General features: G+C 28.7%; 21 protein-coding genes. 15 read left to right on the plus strand and 6 right to left on the minus strand.

Translation table 11 applies throughout. The features are described 5' to 3' along the window. The first annotated feature begins 304 nt into the window (after positions 1–304). Positions 305–751: a DUF134 domain-containing protein gene (locus tag L1S46_RS20730; RefSeq protein WP_012059156.1), complete on the plus strand. Its 447-nt coding sequence runs from the start codon at positions 305–307 to the stop codon at positions 749–751. A gap of 88 nt (positions 752–839) precedes the next feature. Here L1S46_RS20730 and L1S46_RS20735 read toward each other — a convergent pair whose 3' ends face one another. Beyond that, complete coding sequence (locus tag L1S46_RS20735) at positions 840–1,196, minus strand: NifB/NifX family molybdenum-iron cluster-binding protein (RefSeq protein ID WP_017209162.1); 357 nt, start codon at positions 1,194–1,196, stop codon at positions 840–842. 301 nt (positions 1,197–1,497) lie between these two features. Here L1S46_RS20735 and L1S46_RS20740 point away from each other — a divergent pair, with 301 nt between their 5' ends. From L1S46_RS20740 to trxA, 3 genes are all read left to right on the plus strand, one after another. Next, entirely contained in the window at positions 1,498–2,175 is a 678-nt protein-coding gene (locus L1S46_RS20740) for a cytochrome c biogenesis protein CcdA (protein ID WP_017209161.1), read from the plus strand. Between the two features lie 9 nt (positions 2,176–2,184). Continuing rightward, positions 2,185–2,787, plus strand: coding sequence for a TlpA disulfide reductase family protein (locus L1S46_RS20745; RefSeq protein ID WP_012059153.1), 603 nt, complete (start codon positions 2,185–2,187; stop codon positions 2,785–2,787). Between the two features lie 145 nt (positions 2,788–2,932). Beyond that, entirely contained in the window at positions 2,933–3,250 is a 318-nt protein-coding gene (trxA, locus tag L1S46_RS20750) for a thioredoxin (RefSeq protein WP_012059152.1), read from the plus strand. Between the two features lie 193 nt (positions 3,251–3,443). Here trxA and L1S46_RS20755 read toward each other — a convergent pair whose 3' ends face one another. After that, positions 3,444–4,340 (minus strand): cation diffusion facilitator family transporter, encoded by an 897-nt coding sequence (locus L1S46_RS20755; RefSeq protein WP_236897599.1) that lies wholly within the window; start codon positions 4,338–4,340, stop codon positions 3,444–3,446. A gap of 333 nt (positions 4,341–4,673) precedes the next feature. Here L1S46_RS20755 and L1S46_RS20760 point away from each other — a divergent pair, with 333 nt between their 5' ends. Further along, positions 4,674–4,832 (plus strand): hypothetical protein, encoded by a 159-nt coding sequence (locus tag L1S46_RS20760; protein ID WP_012059150.1) that lies wholly within the window; start codon positions 4,674–4,676, stop codon positions 4,830–4,832. 20 nt (positions 4,833–4,852) lie between these two features. Here the strand turns inward: L1S46_RS20760 and L1S46_RS20765 are convergent, their stop codons facing one another. Next, entirely contained in the window at positions 4,853–5,152 is a 300-nt protein-coding gene (locus tag L1S46_RS20765) for a hypothetical protein (RefSeq protein ID WP_238900838.1), read from the minus strand. Positions 5,153–5,394: 242 nt separating this feature from the next. On the opposite strand from L1S46_RS20765, the gene L1S46_RS20770 reads away from it, so the two are divergent. The 8 genes from L1S46_RS20770 (at position 5,395) to helD (ending at position 15,054) form a co-directional block, all read left to right on the plus strand. Continuing rightward, a complete protein-coding gene (locus L1S46_RS20770) occupies positions 5,395–5,982 on the plus strand; it encodes a cupin domain-containing protein (protein WP_023975525.1) in 588 nt (195 codons plus the stop codon). A gap of 205 nt (positions 5,983–6,187) precedes the next feature. Then, positions 6,188–8,296, plus strand: a complete 2,109-nt coding sequence (locus L1S46_RS20775) for a methyl-accepting chemotaxis protein (RefSeq protein WP_238900839.1) — start codon at positions 6,188–6,190, stop codon at positions 8,294–8,296. Positions 8,297–8,496: 200 nt separating this feature from the next. Continuing rightward, the gene (locus L1S46_RS20780; RefSeq protein ID WP_039771429.1) at positions 8,497–8,751 is read left to right on the plus strand and encodes an SHOCT domain-containing protein; all 255 of its coding nucleotides are present in this window, start codon (positions 8,497–8,499) and stop codon (positions 8,749–8,751) included. Positions 8,752–8,864: 113 nt separating this feature from the next. Continuing rightward, on the plus strand, positions 8,865–9,581 hold the full coding sequence (locus tag L1S46_RS20785; RefSeq protein WP_077828901.1) for a response regulator transcription factor: 717 nt from the start codon (positions 8,865–8,867) through the stop codon (positions 9,579–9,581). Continuing rightward, complete coding sequence (locus L1S46_RS20790) at positions 9,578–10,993, plus strand: HAMP domain-containing sensor histidine kinase (RefSeq protein ID WP_077828900.1); 1,416 nt, start codon at positions 9,578–9,580, stop codon at positions 10,991–10,993. The genes L1S46_RS20785 and L1S46_RS20790 overlap by 4 nt, the downstream gene beginning before the upstream one ends. Positions 10,994–11,111: 118 nt before the next feature. Next, positions 11,112–11,585: a spore coat protein gene (locus L1S46_RS20795; protein ID WP_077828899.1), complete on the plus strand. Its 474-nt coding sequence runs from the start codon at positions 11,112–11,114 to the stop codon at positions 11,583–11,585. 238 nt (positions 11,586–11,823) lie between these two features. Next, a complete protein-coding gene (locus tag L1S46_RS20800) occupies positions 11,824–12,369 on the plus strand; it encodes a metal-dependent hydrolase (protein WP_077828898.1) in 546 nt (181 codons plus the stop codon). Positions 12,370–12,786: 417 nt separating this feature from the next. After that, positions 12,787–15,054: an RNA polymerase recycling motor HelD gene (gene helD, locus L1S46_RS20805; protein ID WP_077828897.1), complete on the plus strand. Its 2,268-nt coding sequence runs from the start codon at positions 12,787–12,789 to the stop codon at positions 15,052–15,054. 208 nt (positions 15,055–15,262) lie between these two features. Here the strand turns inward: helD and L1S46_RS20810 are convergent, their stop codons facing one another. Beyond that, entirely contained in the window at positions 15,263–16,639 is a 1,377-nt protein-coding gene (locus tag L1S46_RS20810; protein WP_236897602.1) for a DUF2334 domain-containing protein, read from the minus strand. Positions 16,640–17,461: 822 nt separating this feature from the next. Here L1S46_RS20810 and L1S46_RS20815 point away from each other — a divergent pair. Together L1S46_RS20815 and L1S46_RS20820 are read left to right on the plus strand one after the other, a co-directional pair. Beyond that, positions 17,462–19,948, plus strand: coding sequence for a CoA-disulfide reductase (locus L1S46_RS20815; protein WP_236897604.1), 2,487 nt, complete (start codon positions 17,462–17,464; stop codon positions 19,946–19,948). A gap of 189 nt (positions 19,949–20,137) precedes the next feature. Beyond that, positions 20,138–20,500 (plus strand): DsrE family protein, encoded by a 363-nt coding sequence (locus L1S46_RS20820; protein ID WP_012059138.1) that lies wholly within the window; start codon positions 20,138–20,140, stop codon positions 20,498–20,500. 60 nt (positions 20,501–20,560) lie between these two features. On the opposite strand, the gene L1S46_RS20825 is transcribed toward L1S46_RS20820, so the two are convergent. Both L1S46_RS20825 and L1S46_RS20830 read right to left on the minus strand, forming a co-directional pair. Further along, positions 20,561–20,926: a DUF4363 family protein gene (locus tag L1S46_RS20825; RefSeq protein ID WP_017209145.1), complete on the minus strand. Its 366-nt coding sequence runs from the start codon at positions 20,924–20,926 to the stop codon at positions 20,561–20,563. 14 nt (positions 20,927–20,940) lie between these two features. Further along, positions 20,941–21,669, minus strand: coding sequence for a DUF421 domain-containing protein (locus L1S46_RS20830; RefSeq protein WP_012059136.1), 729 nt, complete (start codon positions 21,667–21,669; stop codon positions 20,941–20,943). Positions 21,670–21,928: the final 259 nt, after the last annotated feature.

The raw sequence follows: 21,928 nt of genomic DNA on the forward strand, positions 1-21,928 counted from the left end.
TGCGAGTAGCACAGCCAGCAACAAAGCCTTACAGGCGCAGAGCAAACCACCCGTTTTACGGGTGGTCCTGATTTTGATGAATTAAATACAAGTATTAACACAAATTTGAAGCATTTTATTTAATCTAGTATAATTAAATATATGGTTTCATTAATAAACTTATATTTAAACTTTTAGTAAGTAAAGTAAGGTACTTGATTAAGAAAAAAATATAGGAACTTAACCTTATCATATATATCAATATTTATAATAGATTTAGGTATTACGTGCTTTAAATATATAGTAATCCAAGGAGGATAAAAAAGTGGCAAGACCAACTAAATTTAGAAGAGTGGAATTTTTCCCAGAAGATGATTATTTTGTACCATGTGGAAAGCCAAAATGTCAAATCGAAGAAATAGCTTTAAAAGTGGAAGAACTTGAAGCCATGAGATTAAAGGATATTGAGGAGTTAAATCAAGAAGAATGTGCTGAAAAAATGCAGGTATCGAGGCAGACATTTCAGAATATAATAGATAGCGCAAGAAAAAAAGTAGTTACAGCTCTAACGGAAGGTAAGGCAATAAGGATAAGTGGTGGTCATTATACTACAAAGCTTTGTAAATTTAAATGTGCAGAATGTGAAACAATTTATGAAATAAATTATGATCAAGATAGAGCGGTATGCCCAAGTTGTGGATCTGATAAAGTTATGTGCAATAAAAAAGCAGGATTTTGTAAAAATTGGTGTAAAGGAAATAATATAGAGTAGTAAGTTATTTAAAGTTATAGAAGCCTAAGCTTATGAAAGTAAATAATAATAGACCAATATAATATTGAGTCTATTATTATTAGATATATTAGTTATGACATTCGTGATTGTGACACGAATCTCCAGAATCTATAAGAGAACCTTCAAGCCATTTTTCAGCAACTGCTTTTACATCTCCAGAACATCCACGTAATACTTCTATTCCTGCGTTGCTTAAAACTCTTACCGCTCCTTCACCCATATTGCCAGCAAGTAAAACTTTAACACCCATATCAGAAAGCGTAGATGCTATATTAGATTTGCAGCCACATCCAGCTGGAGATTCAAGGGTTTCAGAATCTATTATTTTTTTGGCTTGTGTATCAACTGTGAAGATCGTGTAATATTCACAGTGTCCGAAATGATCATCGATATTGTTATTACGTGAGGGTAATGCAATTTTCATAATATAAACCTCCAATAAGTATATAAATCTAGCATATGTAGCAAATAAAATTGTTGGCATATGCTATTTATATATTATAATAAACTTATTAATGGCATATGTCAATAATATAAAATTAATAAAAAAATATATAATTTCAGTTAATTACAACATAAATCTAAGTTAGTAAAAGCTATTTATCTATATATTAGGTCTTTATTAAAATGTGACTAAATCACATAAAAATTTTAATAAATAATTTATAATGTGTAATAAAGGTAATATATTATAAAATCTCATGTTTATAAGGAAAGGACAAGCTATGGAATATTTTCTATTATTTTTAGAAGGAATTATAACATTTATATCACCATGCATTTTGCCTATGATACCTCTTTACATATCGTATTTTGCAGGAGACAATATAACAAATAATAAGAATAAGTATAATGCATTAGTAAATTCTTTAGGGTTTGTCTTGGGATTTACAGTGATATTTACGTTGCTTGGAAGTCTTGCAGGGTCTTTTGGAAGTTTCATAAAAACTGAAAGTAATATCATTAATATAATAAGCGGATTAATATTAATTGTTTTTGGAATCAATTATATTGGGTTATTTAAAATATCATTTTTAGAAAGAAGTTCAAAGATAAATGTGCAAATAAAAACTTTTAAGTTTTTATCATCAATTTTATTTGGAATGATTTTTGCAATAGGATGGACACCTTGCGTAGGTACATTCTTAAGTGCAGCTTTAATGATTGCAGTTAACTCTCACGATATATTAAAAGGGACACTAATGCTTTTAATATACAGTATAGGACTTGGAATACCTTTTATAATATGCGCTATTTTAATAGATAGCTTAAAAGATACTTTTAACTTAATAAAACGAAATTACAAAATTATAAATATGTTATCTGGGTTAATCCTTATAATTGTAGGAATTGCAATTATGACTGGATATCTAAACAAATTAATTTCATTCCTTACAATCTAGGAGGTTTTTATGAAAAATAAAAAATTAATATTAACAGTAACAGCAATAGGTTTTGCAGGATTTTTAGCTATATCTTATTTGGCATATAACTCATTAGGTCCCAAATATGATAAGAAAGATATAAACATAAGTAAAGATACTTCTCAGGATAAAGAAGAAGAGACTGACAATCCTACTGTACAAGATAAAAAAGCGGAAAAGGACTTTGTTGTATATGATGAAAAGCTTAATAAAGTGAAGTTATCAGATTATAAAGGAAGACCTGTTATAGTAAATTTTTGGGCTAGCTGGTGTCCTCCGTGTAAAGAAGAAATGCCTCTATTTAATAAACTTTCAAGTAAATATAAAGCAGAAGAATTAACAGTTTTAATGGTGGATTTAACAGATGGTCAAAGAGAAACAATGGATAAAGCTAAAAAATATATATTAGATAATGATTATGATATGAAAATTTTATTTGATAATGATGGAACTGCTTCAATAAATTATAATATTATATATATACCTAGAACTTTATTTATTGATAAAGATGGAAATATAATTGAAGATCATTCAGGAGAAATAACTGAAGATGAATTAAAAAGTCAAGTGCAGCTATTATTGAGTAAATGAGATAAACATTAAATTAAAATTAAAGTATTGATTAATCAAAGAAGTAAAATATATGGTGATTAAGTCACAGAATTAATTTGAAAATAAGACTATACTTTAAGTATAGGAAAAGAAAAATTTAAATTATAAATTGGAGGAGTTAATTATGGCTAGAATAATAAGCAGTAATGAATTTATTGAAAATGTTGAGAACTCAAAAGGAATAGCAGTTGTTGATTTTTTCGCAACTTGGTGTGGACCATGTAAAATGTTAGCTCCAGTATTTGAAGAAGCTAGTATGGAAGCTAGGGGGAAAGCTAAATTCTTTAAAGTTGATATAGATGCAAGTGAAAGAATAGCAGAAAAGTACGGAATATATGCAGTACCGACTATGATTGTATTTAAAGATGGGAAACCAGTGGAGAATTTAGCAGGCTTTATGCCAAAACAAAATATACTAAATAAAATTAATGCACATTTATAAATAATAGAATATAGGTTTAAATTCAGGCGGATTGCAAAAATCTACTTTTAAAAGTTTCGCTTTGTTTGAATAACTTTTAAAAGTGTATGAAGGCAGATTTGCAAATAAAGCGGTGGAATATGTTTAATCCATCGCTTTATTTAGTATAACTGTATCTAGATTATTATGATTATATATTCTGTATAGCTTAGCCTTAATCACACTTATTCTTACATTTAGCGCAATTAGGATTATACTCTGAAGATTCTAAGTGAATCATAATTTCGGAGTAATTTAGAGATTTTTTTATATCATTTTCAATTCTATCACATACGTCGTGAGCATCTTTAATTCGCATATTTTCAGGAAATACTAAATGTAATTCGATATACCTAATTCGTCCAGATTTTCTTGTTTTAAAGTTATGGTAGTTACAATAGATACTCGAAAACTTATTTATGCTATTTTGAATAATTTTGATTTCATCATTAGATAGCTTAGTATCTAAAAGTGGATTGAATGCAGAGATCAATAGTTCAATGGCTTCTTTTAATATAAATATGGCAACTAAAATAGCCACAACTGGGTCTAAAAAATTCAACTTAGTTATCCATATAAGAAACAAACCAATTCCTACACCTAATGATGTATAAACATCAGCTTTTAGATGAAGAGCATCCGCTTCAAGAGCTATAGAGTCTTCTTGTTTAGCAACCTTATATATTTTTCTGGAAACCATAAAATTTATAGCAGAGGAAATAAACATAACTATAAATCCAAGGCCAATTGATTCCACAGATCCAGGAATTATTAATTTTTTTACTGCTTCAATTATTATCCAAATAGAAGCTGATAGTATAAGAATTGCTTCAATTACGCCAGAAACATTTTCTATTTTTCCATGTCCATAGGGATGTATATCATCAGCTGGTTTATCAGATATTTTAACTGAAAAAAACGCTATTATAGCGGCTAACAAATCCATAGTCGAATGTATAGCTTCAGATATTATGCTTACTGAACCAGTAGCAAGTCCAACAATTAATTTTAGAGTTATTAGGATGCTATTTGATAATAGAGATAATCTTGCAACTTTAACTTTTGCATTCATATAAAACGCCTCCATAATTTAACATAAGTTTTATCATTTGATAAAACAAATTAACACTATAATATATTTATATGCTTGAAAAGTCAATAGGTTAATGTTGAAGTGTGTTATCAATTGATAATGATAGCTATTGTGATAAGAGTTAGTGTTGGAATTGAGATTATAATGATTAAATTAATCATTAGCTATGGAATAGGGTATAAGAATTATGCTAGATTTAAAATATATAAAAAATATATTACTGCGCAGGTCAATATGGCCCTTTTGAAAAAATGATTAGTAAATTTAAAGCCTGGAGATAGTGGCTCAGATGTTTTTGAGATACAAAGAAAAATGAAGGAAAAAGCTTATTATCCTGGAAATTTAGATGGCATATATGGAGAAGGAATGAAGCAATATGTAATAAAATTTAGGAAAGATAATAGTATTAAAGAATGTCATGATATTAATAAGGAATTCTATGAAAATCTTGGGATAACCCTAGTAGATTAAGTATATTTAATCTACTAAAGCTAACCAATTATTACATCATCAGCTGCAGTTGATTTAGCAGCATTATTATTATTATTATTATTATTGGTGTTGTTGCTGTTATTGTTGTTATTTTGTGTAGAATTAGAATTCCTAGATTCCTGTAATACAGTTAAATACTGTTGTTGTGAGGCTATTGTCAGTAGTAAACAACCTATACCCACAAGGAAATTTCCAATAACATTTATTTCATCAGCGTTTTTACCTTTTGCAAGTGAAATAGCAATTGCATTTGTTAAAATTAAAGAATCTTCAGGAGTTAAGTTTTCAAAACCTGTCATGACTTACACCCACTTATATGTAGTTTATAATTAATAACTATGATATTTACTTAAATAATATGAGTATATGATGTATTAAATAAATAATTATAATCTTCACAAGACGTCTCTAAATCTTTATGCTTTAAAGTAGATGTTAAAAATTAAAAAATATCTTTTAATACGAATATTTACTAAAAAATAGAACATTCATGGAATTATAACATATTATATTTTTGAAATAATAAACAAGGAAGAAAAATATGAATAATGATGGAATGTATTCAGTAGATTATTCATCTGAAACATCAGATTATAACTTAGAGAACGGATACAATAATAATTGGACATATCAGAATTCTAATTTCAGGTCTGTTCCATATTCTATGCTATTTGATGAAATGGAGTACGATTATAGGGCTGATATTCCACAATCATCAACTGGAAATAGCAAAATGGATTTGAAAGACTATGGACCACAACCTTTGGTAATTAACATTGATAAAGCTACAAAGCAAAATACCAACTTTCGTACTGCTTTATGGACAGGAGAGCATTTCCAAGTTACATTAATGAGTATCGATGTAGGCGATGATATAGGCCTAGAAATCCACCCAGATACTGATCAATTCATACGTATTGAAGATGGTCAAGGAATTGTTAAAATGGGAAAAAGCAAAGATAATCTAGAGTTTCAAGCAAATGCCCGTAATGACTTTGCAATCATTATCCCTGCTGGTACTTGGCACAATGTTATTAATACAGGTACGAAACCTCTTAAGGTATACTCTATTTATGCGCCACCTAAGCATCCACGTGGAACAGTGCATGTAACTAAACCTTCTGAATAAATTTTTTTATAAAATTAGAATTAAACTAATGCGAGTCTAACCTAGTAATTTATGATCATAGGGTTAGACTTTTTTAGTCAGTATAAATATACTGATTAGTATAAAACTGTTAGAATTATGTTAAGAAACTACAATATATGACAAATTAGTGCTATAATTACTTATATTGTTGCAATAGATTAGAACATAAGGGGGGACACGTTGCATGATTAAAAAGTTTAATTTAGGGACAAAAATAAGCATAATAATAGGATCAATAATTCTTGTGTGTTATATAGGAGTGTTTGCAAGTATATTAGTACAAATAAAGTCTAAAAGCATAATGGATAGTGAAACTTTAGCAAAAGAAATATCTTTATCTTATGCAGCACAAATCACATCTAACTTTGAAAAGCTAGAAACAATAGGTAAGGATTTAAGGGGGGCACTAACCAATGAAATTAAGCTTAATTCTCAGAATAGAGATCTTGTTATTGAAATTCAAAAAGAAATATTAAAGACTGATCCTGAAATTTTTGGAGTTACAGTTGCATTTGAGGCGAATGCATTTGATGGAAGAGATGATTATTATAAAGGCAGAAAAGAGTTTGCAGAGGATGGAAAGTTCATACCTTATGCAAGTAGAAATGGAGATCAAACAGTAGTATTACCAGCCTATGATGATCAGACAGATATGACATGGTACAATAAGCCAAAGGAATTAAAAGGAACTTATATTACAGAACCAACAGTTTATACTGTTAATGGACAAGATATTTCAATGGTATCTTTAGCTATGCCTATATTGGATGATAGTGGAAAGTTCTTAGGAGTAATATCTATAGATTATAAGCTCGATACATTAGAAAAACTTGTATTGGAAAAAACACCACTAGGAGGAACAGTTGAACTAATATCTAATCAAGGTATTTATGTGGCAAGTGGTGAAGATCCAAGCCTAAAGATGAAAGATGCAAAACAAAATAATGCAACTTGGGCAAAAGTTATAAGTGAAACTTCACAAGGTAAAGAATTTTATACTTACGGAACTTCGGTAAAAAAAGGACAGGAAGTTTTAATGGTAGCAGATCCGGTTAACTTAGAAAATACAAAGACTAATTGGATACTATGCAGCCAGATTCCAAAAGAGAAAACATTAGAAAGCTATAATAAAATATTTAATGTTATTTTAATTTCAGCAGTTTTATCATTATTAATTGTTATTGCTGTAATACATATTGTAATTAAAAGAATGACAAAAGGAATAAGATACGCGGAAGAACAAATGGAGTTACTGGCTAAAGGAGATCTTACAGTAGAGGTTGACAAAAAATATGTGGATAGAGAAGACGAAATAGGAAAAATGTTTAAGTCTATAAATGAAATGCAAAAATCATTAAGGAATATAATAACTGGTGTTAAAGGTGAATGTAATGTGGTTTTAGATTCAATAAACTTTACACAAGATAATATAGTAGACTTAAATAACCAAATTTCAGATGTATCCGCTACAACTGAGGAGTTATCTGCAAGTATGGAGGAAACGGCAGCATCTACAGAGGAAGTAAATGCTTCATCAGTAAATATGAAATCCATAATAAAGACCATGGAATCAAGAGTTGGAAGCGGAGAGGTAACAGCAAAGGAAATTGAGGAAAGAGCTAAAAAACTTAAATCTGATGCATTGCAATCAAGGGAGCAATCTAGCAGCATAACTTTGAAAATGCAAGAAAGCTTAAGCGTTGCAGTGGAGAAATCTAAAGCAGTAGATAAAATAAATGAATTAACAGTTTGGATATTAGAAATAACCGAGCAAACAAATCTATTAGCACTAAATGCAGCAATAGAATCAGCAAGAGCAGGAGAAGCTGGTAAAGGATTTGCAGTTGTTGCAGATGAAATAAGGAAACTTGCTGAAAACTCAAAAGAAACGACAATGGAAATACAGCAGATAAATAAAGAGGTTGTTGTGGCTGTGAATGACCTTAAAGGAACATCAAATGAAGTTATTAATTTTATTGGAACTCAAGTGATGAAAGATTATGACAAACTTGTAGACACAGGGGAACAATATAGAAATGATGCTATTGTATTTAATGAATTAGTTAGCACTATAGGTGAAATATCAGACGAGCTTATTAATTCCACAGAAGATATTATAACAGCTATAAATGAAGTTGCAGAGGCAACTAATGAAGGCGCTACAGGAACAACTTTAATTGCAAATAAGTCAAATGAGGTAGTTAATTTAACAGAAGAAGTTGTAGAACAAACACATAAGACAAAAGAATGTGCAGATAAATTATTAGAAGCAGTATCTATATTTAAGATATAGGGAATTAGCATAGAAAAATAGAAGCTTATAAAGGCTTCTATTTTTTATATAAAACTAATCTACTTTAAATTTTGAAACTTGTCTTTGATTTAATTGGGCACCAGATTTTTTAACTAAATCTCCATAATTCCTCCATAATTGACTTGTATAATTAGTTACATAGAAAATAATCAATTTATAAGTGTAAGGAGGAATTATATATGTTTTGTAGTGGTTTTGGAGGATATGGCGGTTTTGGGGCAGCAAGCTCTATAGGATATGGGGGAATGTTTTTAGCTATGGGAGTTAGAATGTTAATATTTATTGCATTAATTGTGCTTGCTTTTAAATTATTTAAAAACTACACTAATAAATCAAATGATGCAATGAAAATACTTAATGAAAAATTTGCTGGAGGAGAAATAACTCAAGAAGAATATTTGAAGAGAAAATCAGTACTTTCACAAAAGAATTAGGTTTATTATTAAGATTAGAGTGGAGAGATGTTTATGATTTAGTGTCTCGCTCTAGTCTTTTTTATAGGCTTACACTATAATATAATCACAAAAAGAGTGCTGGAGGTGTAAATGTGAATAATAAATTCAAAATATTAGTTGTAGATGATGAACAAAATATATTAGATGTAATAAAGGCATACCTCGAAAAAGACGGCTTTGATGTTATTACAGCCATGGATGGTAAAAGTGCGTTAGATATATATAGTAACGAAAATATTCATTTGATTGTTTTAGATTTAATGCTTCCTAAAATGACTGGTGAAGAAGTATGCAATAGAATCAGAGCAGTATCGAGTGTTCCCATTATAATGCTTACTGCAAAATCAGAAGAGGACGAGAAAATAGAAGGCATATCGATGGGAGCTGATGATTACTTAACAAAACCATTTAGTGTTCGTGAGCTTGTAGTAAGGGTTAGGGCATTGTTAAGGAGAGCTTACAGAGATTTTTCTCCAATGGCAGATATTTTGACTTTTAATAGTGGAGATTTAGAAGTAGATATTAAAAAGATGGTAGTTAAGAAACAAGGCGTGGTTGCAAATTTGACAACAAATGAATTTAAAATCTTAACAGTTTTTCTTTCAAATCCAACACAAGTATTTTCAAGAGAAAAATTAGTGGAAAAAGCTTTTGGAGCAAACTACGAAGGGTTTGACAGGACAGTTGATTCTTATATTAAAAATATTCGTCAAAAAATAGAAAGTAATCATAAGGAACCTACGTATATAACAACTGTATATGGAATGGGATATAAATTCATTCCGAGTAATGATGAGGTAAAAAAATGAAGGTATCTTTAGTGAAGAAATTGTCTTTAGGCTTTATTTTAGCAGTATTGGGTTCGATAATTTTAGCAAGTGCTATATCAAATTATACAGTAGGGAATAAATTTAAAGACTACTTAGTTGATGAACACAAAGAAAAAATAGATAATGCAGTAAAAATCATAGATGACCTATATGGTGGACAAAAAAACTTTTCACAAATAAATAATGATGAAATTCAAAGGTATGCTGAATTACAGGAATTATATATAGAAATTAGGGATTTAAATGATAATACAATATATACTTCAGGGAAATCTTATTTGCAGCATAGAGGAATGATGGGAAATGGAAACATGATGGGACCTATGGCTGGAATGATGCGTAATTATTCTGGGATAAACATGGGGGAATACACTGAAGAAAACTATCCTCTAAATATTGATGAAAAGGAAGAAGGCAAGATAATTGTGGGTTACTTTGGAACTTCTTATTTATCTTCTGCATCAGTAACGTTTATAAGTACATTAAATCACTCATTTTTGATATCAGCTATTGCAGCTTTAATATTTGGAGTTATTATTAGCATAATCATTTCAAGACAAATATCAAAACCTTTAGCTAAAATAACGGAAACTGCAAACGAAATGAGAAAGGGTAATTTAAATGTAAAGGCAGTGGTAAATTCAAGTACTAAAGAAATAGTTGAGCTGTCTGATTCTATGAATTATCTTGTAGAATCTTTAAATAGTCAAGAAATGCTAAGAAAAAGATTAACTTCAGATATGGCTCATGAATTAAGAACCCCTTTAACTACATTAAAAACTCATATAGAAGCATTTGCAGATGGAATTTGGGAACCAACTAGTGAGAGATTTGAAGTTTTTTTTGAAGAAATTGATAGAATGACTAAAATGATTGATGACCTTCGTGATCTATCAAAACTTGAGCAGACTAGTATAGGATTAAATAAAAGCAGGATTAATATTTCTAAAGAATTAGAAAAAATTATATATACCTTTAAACCACTTTATGGCAAGGAAAATTATGAGTTAGATACCAGTATAACTCCTAATATAGTAGCAATGATTGATGTGGATAAATTTAAACAGATTATGACTAATTTGCTTTCAAATTCTTACAAATATCTAAAACCTAACGGAAAAGTAAAAGTTGAATTAAAAAAGGAAAATGAGAATGTAGTCATTAAAGTTATTGATAATGGGATTGGAATACCTGAAAAAGATATACCTTATATTTTCGAGAGGTTTTATAGAAGTGATTTATCAAGAAATAAAAATACTGGAGGATCAGGTATAGGACTTACAATCACAAAAGCCTTAGTTGAAGCCCATGGAGGGAATATATCTTTAGAGAGTAAAATTAATCAAGGTACTAAATTTACTATTCATTTTCCGTTAAACCATCAATTATAACTGGTCAAAGAAGTTATAATATAGCTTTAGCGATGTAAAAGAAAAGGAAGATAAATTTTAATTATAAATGAATAAAAAATAGAACACTTTCAAAGAATAAAAATGGAGGTGTTTTATTATGCAAGTAAATTTAACGCAAAAAGAAAAAATGTTACTAGAAGACCAAAAAAGTCATGAAGAAATTTGTATACAAAAATATTCAAATTATGCTAATCAGGTACAAGATCCACAATTGAAACAAATTTGCAAGAATAATGAGCAAATTGAAAGGAGCCATCTTAATACAATTAATCAGTTACTAAGTGGCAATGTTCCTCAGATGAATCAACAACAAGGCGGACAACAAAACCAAGGTGTTGATCAAAATGTAAATAAATCTCAAAGTACTACAAGTAATTTGTCAGATAAGGAAATATGCTCAGATTTATTAATGACAGAAAAATATGTGTCAGGGGCTTATGATACTGCAATTTTTGAATTCAAGGATACTGAAGTACGAGATGTATTAAATCATATACAAAAAGAAGAACAAAAGCATGGAGAATCTATATTTAAGTATATGGAGAGTAAAGGCATGTATAATGTTCAATAATTAAAAAACATTATTAAAAGTATAAGAAAGTTTAGCTTTTTTTAGGCTGAGTTTTTTTGTACTTTTAATAATTTATATTTATGTTTTATAGGGTAAAATTGACTATATAAGAGTCTTAGTGATAAAATTTAATGAAAAGTTATTTTGTTAAATTAGTTGTAACAAAAAAATAGATTATATTGCAATTAAAAAACTAGAAACGATAAAAAATAGTTTTTATAATAATGGAGGAAAATGAATGATTTTTTTTGGACATTTGGGGTTAACAACTGAAGCGATAAAGGCATATGAAGTGATTTTACATAAAGATAATAAGTTAAGTGGCAAGGAAGTTTTTGTTGATTATAGATATGTTTTGATTGGATCAATATTACCTGATATTATTGATAAGCCAATTGGTGCTGGGGTATTTCGCAGTGTATTTCATAATAGCCGAATATTTGGACATACCTTGATGCTTTCTCTAGTTCTGATTTTGATAGGCATATATATGATAAATAGAAATGGAAAAAATAATATTTTATTCTTGGGTATCGCCAGTTCTATTCATTTAGTATTAGATAGCATGTGGTTATATCCTAATATATTGTTTTGGCCATACTTTGGATGGAAGTTTCCTGCAAGACCTGAAGGCAATTGGGTAAATAGTGATATTGTTAGACTTATTACAGATCCAACTTATTATTTGCCTGAATTAATAGGCTTTGCTATTATCGCATATTTCTTTATAAGACTTTTTAGGAAAAAAGAAATAAGATGTTTTTTAAATAAAGGAAAGTTATAGAGTTAATCGTGATAGGTATACTTGTGGGGAAAGGAATGACTTTTGATGAAGCCACTAGTGAGATAGAAGATTGGGAAACATCTGGTATATCTAAACTTTTAGATAAGAGTAAAATGACTCAAAGTAAATGAAAAAATAATATTATGTATCTACAAAACGTTAAAAACTCAAGTGATTCTAATAACAATTACTTGAGTTTTTAATTTTATGTTTTGGTGTTCAAAAAACAACTACTAAGCGGGTATTTCTGACTGTATTTAGTAAAATAATATACATTGATCTAGAAGTGAAAATTTATTAGAAAATTTAAATTATTAATTAAAGATATTATGGTATAATACCTAATTATAGTAATTTATCTTAATGGAAGGAAAAGTATAATGAATTTTGCTACCTGTCATTATATAGTGTGTAAATATGGATACAATTTTGAATGAAGAAAGAGACGTATTACTGCAGAAGAAAGATATAATAAAACAAGAATTAAAAGAAAAGAAACAAAAATTTGGAGAAGTAGGGGAAAAAATTAAAACTTTAAATAAACAAGTAAAGAGCTTTAGTGAAGAAAAGCAGGCTAATGAAAGAATATTTAATTATTTATCTCAAGATATTGAGAAATATGAAGAATCGTTAATAGAGCCCTATTTTGGTAGAGTAGATTTTAGAGAAAATATGGGGTTTACCGAAAGTATATACATTGGGAAAAAAGGTATAAGTAATAGCAAAGATGGAGAAGAAATTGTTGTTGATTGGAGAGCGCCAGTTGCGGATCTTTATTATAGCGGAACTGGTGGAGATGCGTATTACAAAGCACCACAAGGAATAGTTGAAGGAAAGCTAGAATTAAAAAGAAAATTTTTATATAAGAATAGTGATATAGAAAAAGTATTTGATGAAGGAATAAATAACATCATTATAAATGAAGAAGAAGGACAAAATTTAGTTGATGAGTTTTTAAAGATAAATCTTGAAGAAAGCAGTGGGAAAAAGCTAAAAGAAGTTGTTGCAACAATTCAGAAAGAACAAAATGAAATAATAAGATGGCCTAAAAATCTGCCTATAATAGTACAGGGGTCAGCAGGTTCAGGTAAGACAACAATAGCGTTACACAGGTTAGCCTATCTCATTTATAGATATAAAGAAAGCATGAGTGGAGATGAAATTTTAGTTTTAGCTCCTAATAAACTATTTCTAAGTTACATTTCAGATATTTTACCTAGCCTTGGAGCGGAAGAAGTAAATCAAAGTACCTTTGAGGAAATGGTATTATCAAAGTTAAAACTAAAAGGAAAAGTTTATAATAAGGATGAAAAATTATTAAGGATAATAGAAGAAAATGATGAAAATTTAAAAAAGCTTATTGTAAATTCAAGCAAAGTTAAAGGAACCATGCTATTTAAAACAATGCTTGATAGATATATAGCATTAATGGAAAAAGATGCAATTCATATTGAAGATATTAAAGTTGGAAATGAGATATTATTTCATAAAAAAGAAATAATGAGGTTATATATAAAAGATCTAAAAGCTTATCCTATTAACAAAAGAAAAAAGGAGATAAAAAGATATTTAAATTTAAAAATAAAAGAGAGAATAGAAAGTTTATTAATAGAAATAGATAATGAATGGGAAAAGAAAATAAGAGAAATAAGAAGGGAAAATGAAGATTCACCAGAAAGAAGAAAATCGCTTATAAGTCTATATGAAGAGAGAGACAAAATAAAGGAAAATGTAAAGAGTAACGGTAAAAAGGAATTTAATAATTACTTTAAAAATTGGAAGGATATAAATTCAAGAGATATCTATTATAATTTTTATAATGATGAGTTATTTGAAACAGCAACTGGAAGTAAGATTCCTAAGGTATTGGCAGATTATATGAAGGAGGAATTTAATAGTAATTTTGAGAAGAATATAATCGATGAAGATGACTTGCCAGCTCTTGCATATATAAGAATTTTACTTGAAGGAATTGATGAGGAAGAAAAATTTAAATATATTATAGTAGATGAAGCTCAGGATTATAGTCCATTCCAAGTATACTTAGTTAATAGTTTTGCTAAAGGTAATGCGTTAACTTTAGTAGGGGATTTAGCTCAAGGTATTTATTATTATAAAGGTCTAAAGACATGGGAGGATATAACGAAACAAGTTTTTGAAGGAAATGCAACCTATATTCAGCTGACGCAAAGCTATAGATCAACAGTTGAAATAATTGATTTTGCAAAGAAGACGTTACAATCTCAAAATTTAGGACTTAAAGATGCTAAACCAGTTTTAAGACATGGTGAAAAGCCTAAAATAGTAAAGATTTATAGTGAGCATGAATATACTTCAGCTATAGAGAAAATCATTAATGAAGTGCAGAACTACGGAAAAAGAACAATAGCAATAATTACAAAAAATATGCTACAAGGTGAAGAGATATACAAACTTCTAAAAGGAAAGAGCAAATATAATTTTGAACTAATATTAGGCAAGGAAAAAGAAATAACAGAAGATTTAATAATAATTCCATCATATTTAACAAAAGGATTGGAGTTTGATTGCACAATAATATTGAATCCAAGTGAAGACAACTATAAAGAAAACATTTTAGATGAAAGGTTATTATATGTTTCATTAACTAGGGCATTACATTTAGAATATATAATAATAAAAGATGAGGCTACAAATTTAATTTAGAGAGAAATTATTTGCTATAAAAGTTAGTGGAAAGGAAAGAACATATAGGCTAATACATTACTTAAAGTTATAGAAGTTTAAGTTGATTATATAATAAAAGATTATTAACATATGCCGTTTATATATTATGATGATATTATTAGTGGCATATGTCAATAATCTTTATTAAGTAAAAAAGATAAATAAATAAATTTGAAAGTTTTTGAATTTATTTATCTATAAGTTCATCAATATGAACTGTAACATAATTATCGGATTTAAGAGTTTTAACTATTTTTTGCAATGGAGAATTTTCATCATAGGTTACATTAAGTTTATTATCATCAATATTAAAATGTACATAATTTAATTCAACAAATGGATGATAATAAAAACTATGAAGTATATCAGGATCATCATTATTAAGCCCATCAGTTATGGATGTAGGGTCTGAATTGTGTACATATCCTAAAGGTGTTGGAACAAATAAATGGTAGTCATCTAAATTATATATATTGTTTCGTGTACTGTCGAAAGGTTCATATATAAATTGAAAATAATCTTCAATAACGTTTCTTTGAAGTTCAGTTTCCCCATAATGAGGACTTTCGTAGTAAGAAATAGGAATATTTAAAGCACTTGCAGTATCAATTCCCTTTTCGACTATAGCACGTACTTGATCAACTGTATTATTCACATCTTTAGTCATTTCATTACCAGGTCCACTTTTTTCATCATCATGTTGATGAGTATAACCATGCAGTCCTATTTCACCACCTTTATTAATGAGATAATCTAATAGATTGACAAATCCAACATTTGTTATATTGTCAGTTGTCAATAAATCATTATCAATATTCTCAGTAGGAGATTTAAATCTAGGAATCCAGCTAACGTGATATTTCATTCCTTGTGAATAAAAAAGACTCGCCATTAATTTTATTTTTGTTTGATTTTTATCACTAGAATAATTACCTCCACATCCGAAATCTTCTAATCTTATTAAAGCAACTTTATCACTATAAGATATTGAAGAATTTTCAGGTATTGAGACGCTGTTATCAAGTAAGCTTATATTATTGTTTTTAAAGTCAAAAATAGCAATTAAATTAAAAAGTTCCTCTATATCAGAAATAGAAATATAGTTAACGCCATCATTATTTATCAGATCCCCACGAAGAGAGCCTGTCCTAGAATTTTTAGTATAAGAATTTTCAGTTAAAGAAATTTTATCATCTTTGTTAGATAAAGAAATTTTATTATTTGAAATATCAATAGTATAGTTGAGTTTATTACAAATAAAATTGAGTGGTATATAGTATCTCTGTGATTTAAGCAGCATAGGAACATTAGTAATATTAGATTCATCTAAAATATTTAAACTTATGCTGTTAACCTTTGTTACAGGTCTATCTTCGAATTTGATTTTTGGAGTATATGTGCTTTTAAAAGTATTATCTGGAAGTGAACTAGCATATACAGTATTGTTTATAACAGTTAAATCCTTATCTAAAAACTTGTAGTAAAAAAGTGGATGAAAGAATATAAAAACTGATAAAGATATTGATAATATTAAAAAAATGGATACTTTCTTTTTCTTTTGCATAAATTTTTCCGCCTCTTTATTAATAAAATAATTTCCAAAAAATATACTACTATAAGTTTGTGACAAATAGTTGTCATAAATATATGCAATATGAATAAATTATTCTTTAAACATCTCTTTTGAGATTGATGACTCTCAACAATTAGCTTGATAAGTGATGGAAGATATCTAAAGAAATAGCAAATGTGTTATTTTTAGATTTTTTGTTCTATTTTCTTTTCTCTATAATAAGCAATAGTTGATTATTTAGGGACTTTAATTAATTCGCTTTTGCTTATAAAAATCTTTTTAGAAGTATATATTTATCACGATTAACTTATTTAAACAATTTATACAAATACTAAGAGTTCAAAATAGATTAAGATAGTTTTATTACTAAACGATATCAAATCATATGCCTATAACATTTGAAGAACTATTATAAAATTTTATAAATTAGAAATTTAAAAGATTATACACGCTTCATAAATTAATAGTTTAAGTTTAATATGTATGATAATATATGAATTTATGTACATAACAGGTAGTCTAAGTAAAAATAGACTACCTGTTTTAATATACAGAAATTTTATTATAATATTGCACAATATATATAGGTTGCAGCATTAACCAGGATAAAAATATAACACAATTTTCAAAAGAATAATCTAAAAAGTCATATGTGTGATAAAGTCACAGACAATAATAACTATATAAATTAAACTTAAATTAAGATATATTGCAATGCAGAAAACGAGATTAATGAATATATCTTGAAGATATAAAAGAATAGCAATTTTATGATTTCCAATACTAGTTAGTTAATTAAAAGGAGAGATTCTTATGAATAAAAAGATTATTATTGTTGGTGGCGTTGCAGGTGGTGCATCTACAGCAGCTAGACTTAGAAGGCTAGATGAAAATGTTGATATAATTATGGTGGAAAAAGGTGAATACATATCTTTTGCTAATTGTGGACTTCCATATTATATAGGAGAAACTATTGATGAAAGAGGAAAATTAATAGTTCAAACAGTAGAAGAAATGAGCAGCAAGTTTAATTTAGATATAAGAAATTTAAATGAAGTTATAAGTATAGATAAAGAAAATAAAAAGGTTAAAATAAATAATTATAGAACAAATGAGGAATATGAAGAAACTTATGATACTTTAGTTTTATCTCCAGGCGCAGCTCCACTTAAACCGGTGATACCTGGGATAAATGAATGTGATAATTTATTTACTTTAAGGAATATACCAGATACAGATAAAATTAAATCTTATGTAGATAACAACAAGCCTAAACATGTAACTGTAATCGGAGGTGGATTTATAGGACTTGAAATGGCCGAAAATCTTCATGCTAGAGGAATTGATATTACACTTGTAGAAGCAGGTGAGCAGGTAATGGCTCCTCTAGATATAGAAATGGCAAGTATAATACATGAACACTTAATTGATAAAAATGTAGAATTAATATTAAAAGATGGAGTGTCTGCATTCGAGAGTAAAGGTAAAAAGATAATACTAAGTAGCGGAAAAGAAATCACAACTGATATGATTATATTATCAATTGGTGTTAAGCCAGAAACAACAATAGCAAGAGAAGCTAATCTTAACTTAAATGAAAGAGGCGCAATAGTAGTTGACAAATTTATGAAAACTTCTGACCCAAGCATTTATGCATTAGGAGATGCCGTAGAAGTTATGGATTTTGTAAATAAAAAGCCAACAATGATTCCACTTGCTTGGCCAGCTAATAGACAAGGAAGAATAGTAGCAGATAATATATGTGGAAAAAATACTGAATACAAAGGAACTCTTGGATCATCAGTTGCAAAAGTGTTTGACTATACGGTAGCAACAACAGGCAATAACGAAAAGATACTAAAGAGATTAGGGATAGCATACGAGACTATTCATATTCATCCAGGCTCTCATGCTGGATATTACCCTAGATCATTCCCAATAGCTTTTAAATTGCTATTTGATCCAAAGTCAGGAAAAATATTTGGGGCTCAAGGTGTAGGACTTGATGGAGTTGAAAAAAGAATAGATGTACTTTCAGCTGCTATTAAAGGAAATTTTACAGTCTTTGATTTACAAGATTTTGAACCTTGTTATGCACCTCCATATAATTCAGCAAAAGATCCTGTTAATATGCTTGGATACTATGCATCAAATATTATTGAAGGATTTGAGAAAACAATTCAATGGAACGAAATAGATAAATTAGACAAAGAAAAATCATTAATAATTGATGTTAGAGAAGAGTTCGAATTAGTTGCGGGAGGTTTTGATAATTCTATTCATATTCCTCTTGGGCAATTAAGAAGTAGATTGAATGAAATTCCAAAAGATAAAAACATATACGTAACTTGTCAGGTTGGACTTAGAGGATATGTTGCTTGCAGAATTCTAGAACAAAATGGAATACGGTGCGCAAATATAGATGGTGGTGTAAAGACATATCTATATGTAAAAAGAGCAGAAGAAAGCATTAAAAATCAATATGAAAATAATGAAGAAATAAAAGATGAGGTGGCTGTAATGAAATTAGAAGATCTAGATATAACAGAAATAAATGCAAATACTACGTTAAATGCATGCGGTCTGCAATGTCCAGGTCCAATAAAAAGAGTATTTGAAGAAATTAAGAAGATGGAAGATGGCAATATATTAGAAGTTAAAGCAAGTGATCCTGGATTTACAAAAGATATAAAATCATGGTGTGATTCAACAAGAAATACTTTATTAAAATCTGAATTTGATAATAAAGAAAAAGCCTTCATAGCATATATTCAAAAGGGAACATCAGCAACCTTAAGGAAAAATGTTTCTTCACCAAATGTTGTGGAAAAGAATGGAGCAACATTGGTTGTATTTAGTGGAGATTTAGATAAAGCAATAGCTTCATTTATAATAGCAACAGGAGCAGCATCTATGGGGAAAGAAGTTACTATGTTCTTTACATTCTGGGGGCTTAATATACTAAAGAGTGCAGATAAGCCTAGTGTTTCTAAGGATATGATGGAAAAAATGTTTGACTTTATGTTACCAGCTCATCCTGGGAAATTACCGTTATCACAAATGAACATGATGGGAATGGGACCTGCAATGATAAAGCAAATAATGAAAAAGCATAATGTCGATAACCTAGAAACTTTAATAAAAAATGCTATAGACATGGGGGTTAAAGTTGTTGCATGTTCAATGAGTATGGACTTAATGGGAATAAAAAAAGAAGAATTTATTGATGGAGTTGAAATAGGTGGAGTTGCTTCATATCTGGGGGCAACAGAAGATTCTGGATTAAATTTATTTATATAGTATATAATATCTGCTATTCTTGATATTATATTTAAGGATAGAGTTTAGTAAGAAAATAGACTTTGTGAAAAAATACAATATGGAAAATAAAAAAGTGCTTAAAAAATTCCATATAAAATCTTTATAGGCTTCATATTATTAATTGAAAAATAAAGATATATGAAGCTTATAGTATATTTTTAAAAGGAGATGACTATCATTTTAGAATATAAAGTTATATTTCATATAGATGAACTAAGTAAATGGAGTATAGTCCTAAAAAATACAAATAATTTATTGGAGGCTATAAATATTAACAATTTTAATATTGAAATTTTAGCAAATTCAGAAGCTGTAAAGGCTTATGCTTACGATAATGAATTAGATTTAAGGATTAGCAGTGAAATGAAAGAGTTAGATCATAAAGGGATTAAGTTTGTTGCGTGCAACAATGCGTTAAAATCTTATAGTATAAAAAAGGAAGATTTAATGTCGTTTGTAGATATTGTTCCTACCGGAATTTTGGAACTTGTAAATAAGCAAAGTGACGGTTATAGTTACATAAAACCATGAATAATTTATAGTTTTAAGTATTTTAACAAGCAGATTATTTATTTAGAAAAGCTCTAATATTTATTTTCCAAGGTCATTCCAATGAGCATAAGCCTCATTTAAAGCAATAAGTGAACTAGATTTATCTCTAGCCATTATGGCACCGCGAAGATGTGAGATGCATATATTAAATTGATTTATTTCATCTCTTTCAGAACTAAATTGAACTCTTTTGGCTATTTTTTTCCATGAATTAGAGAGGTTGTCTGTTTTAATATTGGCACTTTCCCAATTTCCTGATTCTATATCCTGTATAAGTAGCTGTATTGATTCAGGAATGTTATCATCATTGCCCATAGGTTCCTTCAAAATATTGCCACTAAGCATGATTAATACAAAAAAAATTAGTGCAACTATAGGTATCGATATTACTAAAAATTTTCTCATGATAAATTCCTCCTTTAATATGGTCCTTTATAATCACCAATATCAGTTACTTTTACCATATGATCATCATATTTGTCTATATATAAGGAGCCAGAAGGAGTTAAGGTCGCAAGAAATACTTCTGAAACATCCTTAACTTTATGAATTTTTAGTTGATTCATAAGCCATTTTTCAGTCTTATTAAGTTGTTTCAAATTTTCATTTATAAGAATTCCATCATATATGAGTTCAGTACTTATACCGCTTGGTTCTTTTTGAATACTCATATCCTTAGGTGTTAAAGGTTCATACTCTGGTTTCTTTAGAACAGATAATTGGCCATTTGGCTCAATAATTGCAAAATCTACTTGAGACAAATCAAAAATATCTTTAACTCTTAATAGTCCCATGAGATCTGATGCTGTATATTTCATTTTTTTTAATGCACTTTCCATTATCTTGCCATTCATAATTACAATTGTAGGTTCGCCTTCGATATATTTTGCAGCGTATCTCCATTTCTCGGTAATGTACTCCATTAAATATCCAAGTAAACACCAAGTAAGCAATCCGACAAAATGAGGCCATGCCCTGCTTGATAAGTCCGTAGTAAGAGTTGCAGCAATTGATCCAATTGTTATTCCAAGGGCATAATCAAAGAATGTCAGTTGGCTTATTTGTTGTTTTCCAAGTATCTTTGCGAAAATAAGTAAAGAAAAGAATGCAATAATAGCACGCACAAAAACTACTAATCCTTCATTCAATTATCAGTACCTCCGATCTTAACAGGATATATTTATTATTCTACTTGAATTATATTTTATACTGTTAAATTAATTTTTATGTAGTTCCGGAAGAATAAAAGGTTTTTCGGAGGTAGCAAATAAATACATAAAAACCGAGAAGGAATCATTAGGACGTGTATGGCTTATATCGATCTTTACTTTTATAGATTATTGTTTCCACGCTATCTCTACAGGAACAATTGGAAAGGCATTGATAGAAAAAACTAAAGGAATCAAA

The sequence above is a fragment of the Clostridium sp. YIM B02500 genome (genome assembly GCF_022324665.1).
Lineage (GTDB): Bacteria > Bacillota > Clostridia > Clostridiales > Clostridiaceae > Clostridium > Clostridium beijerinckii.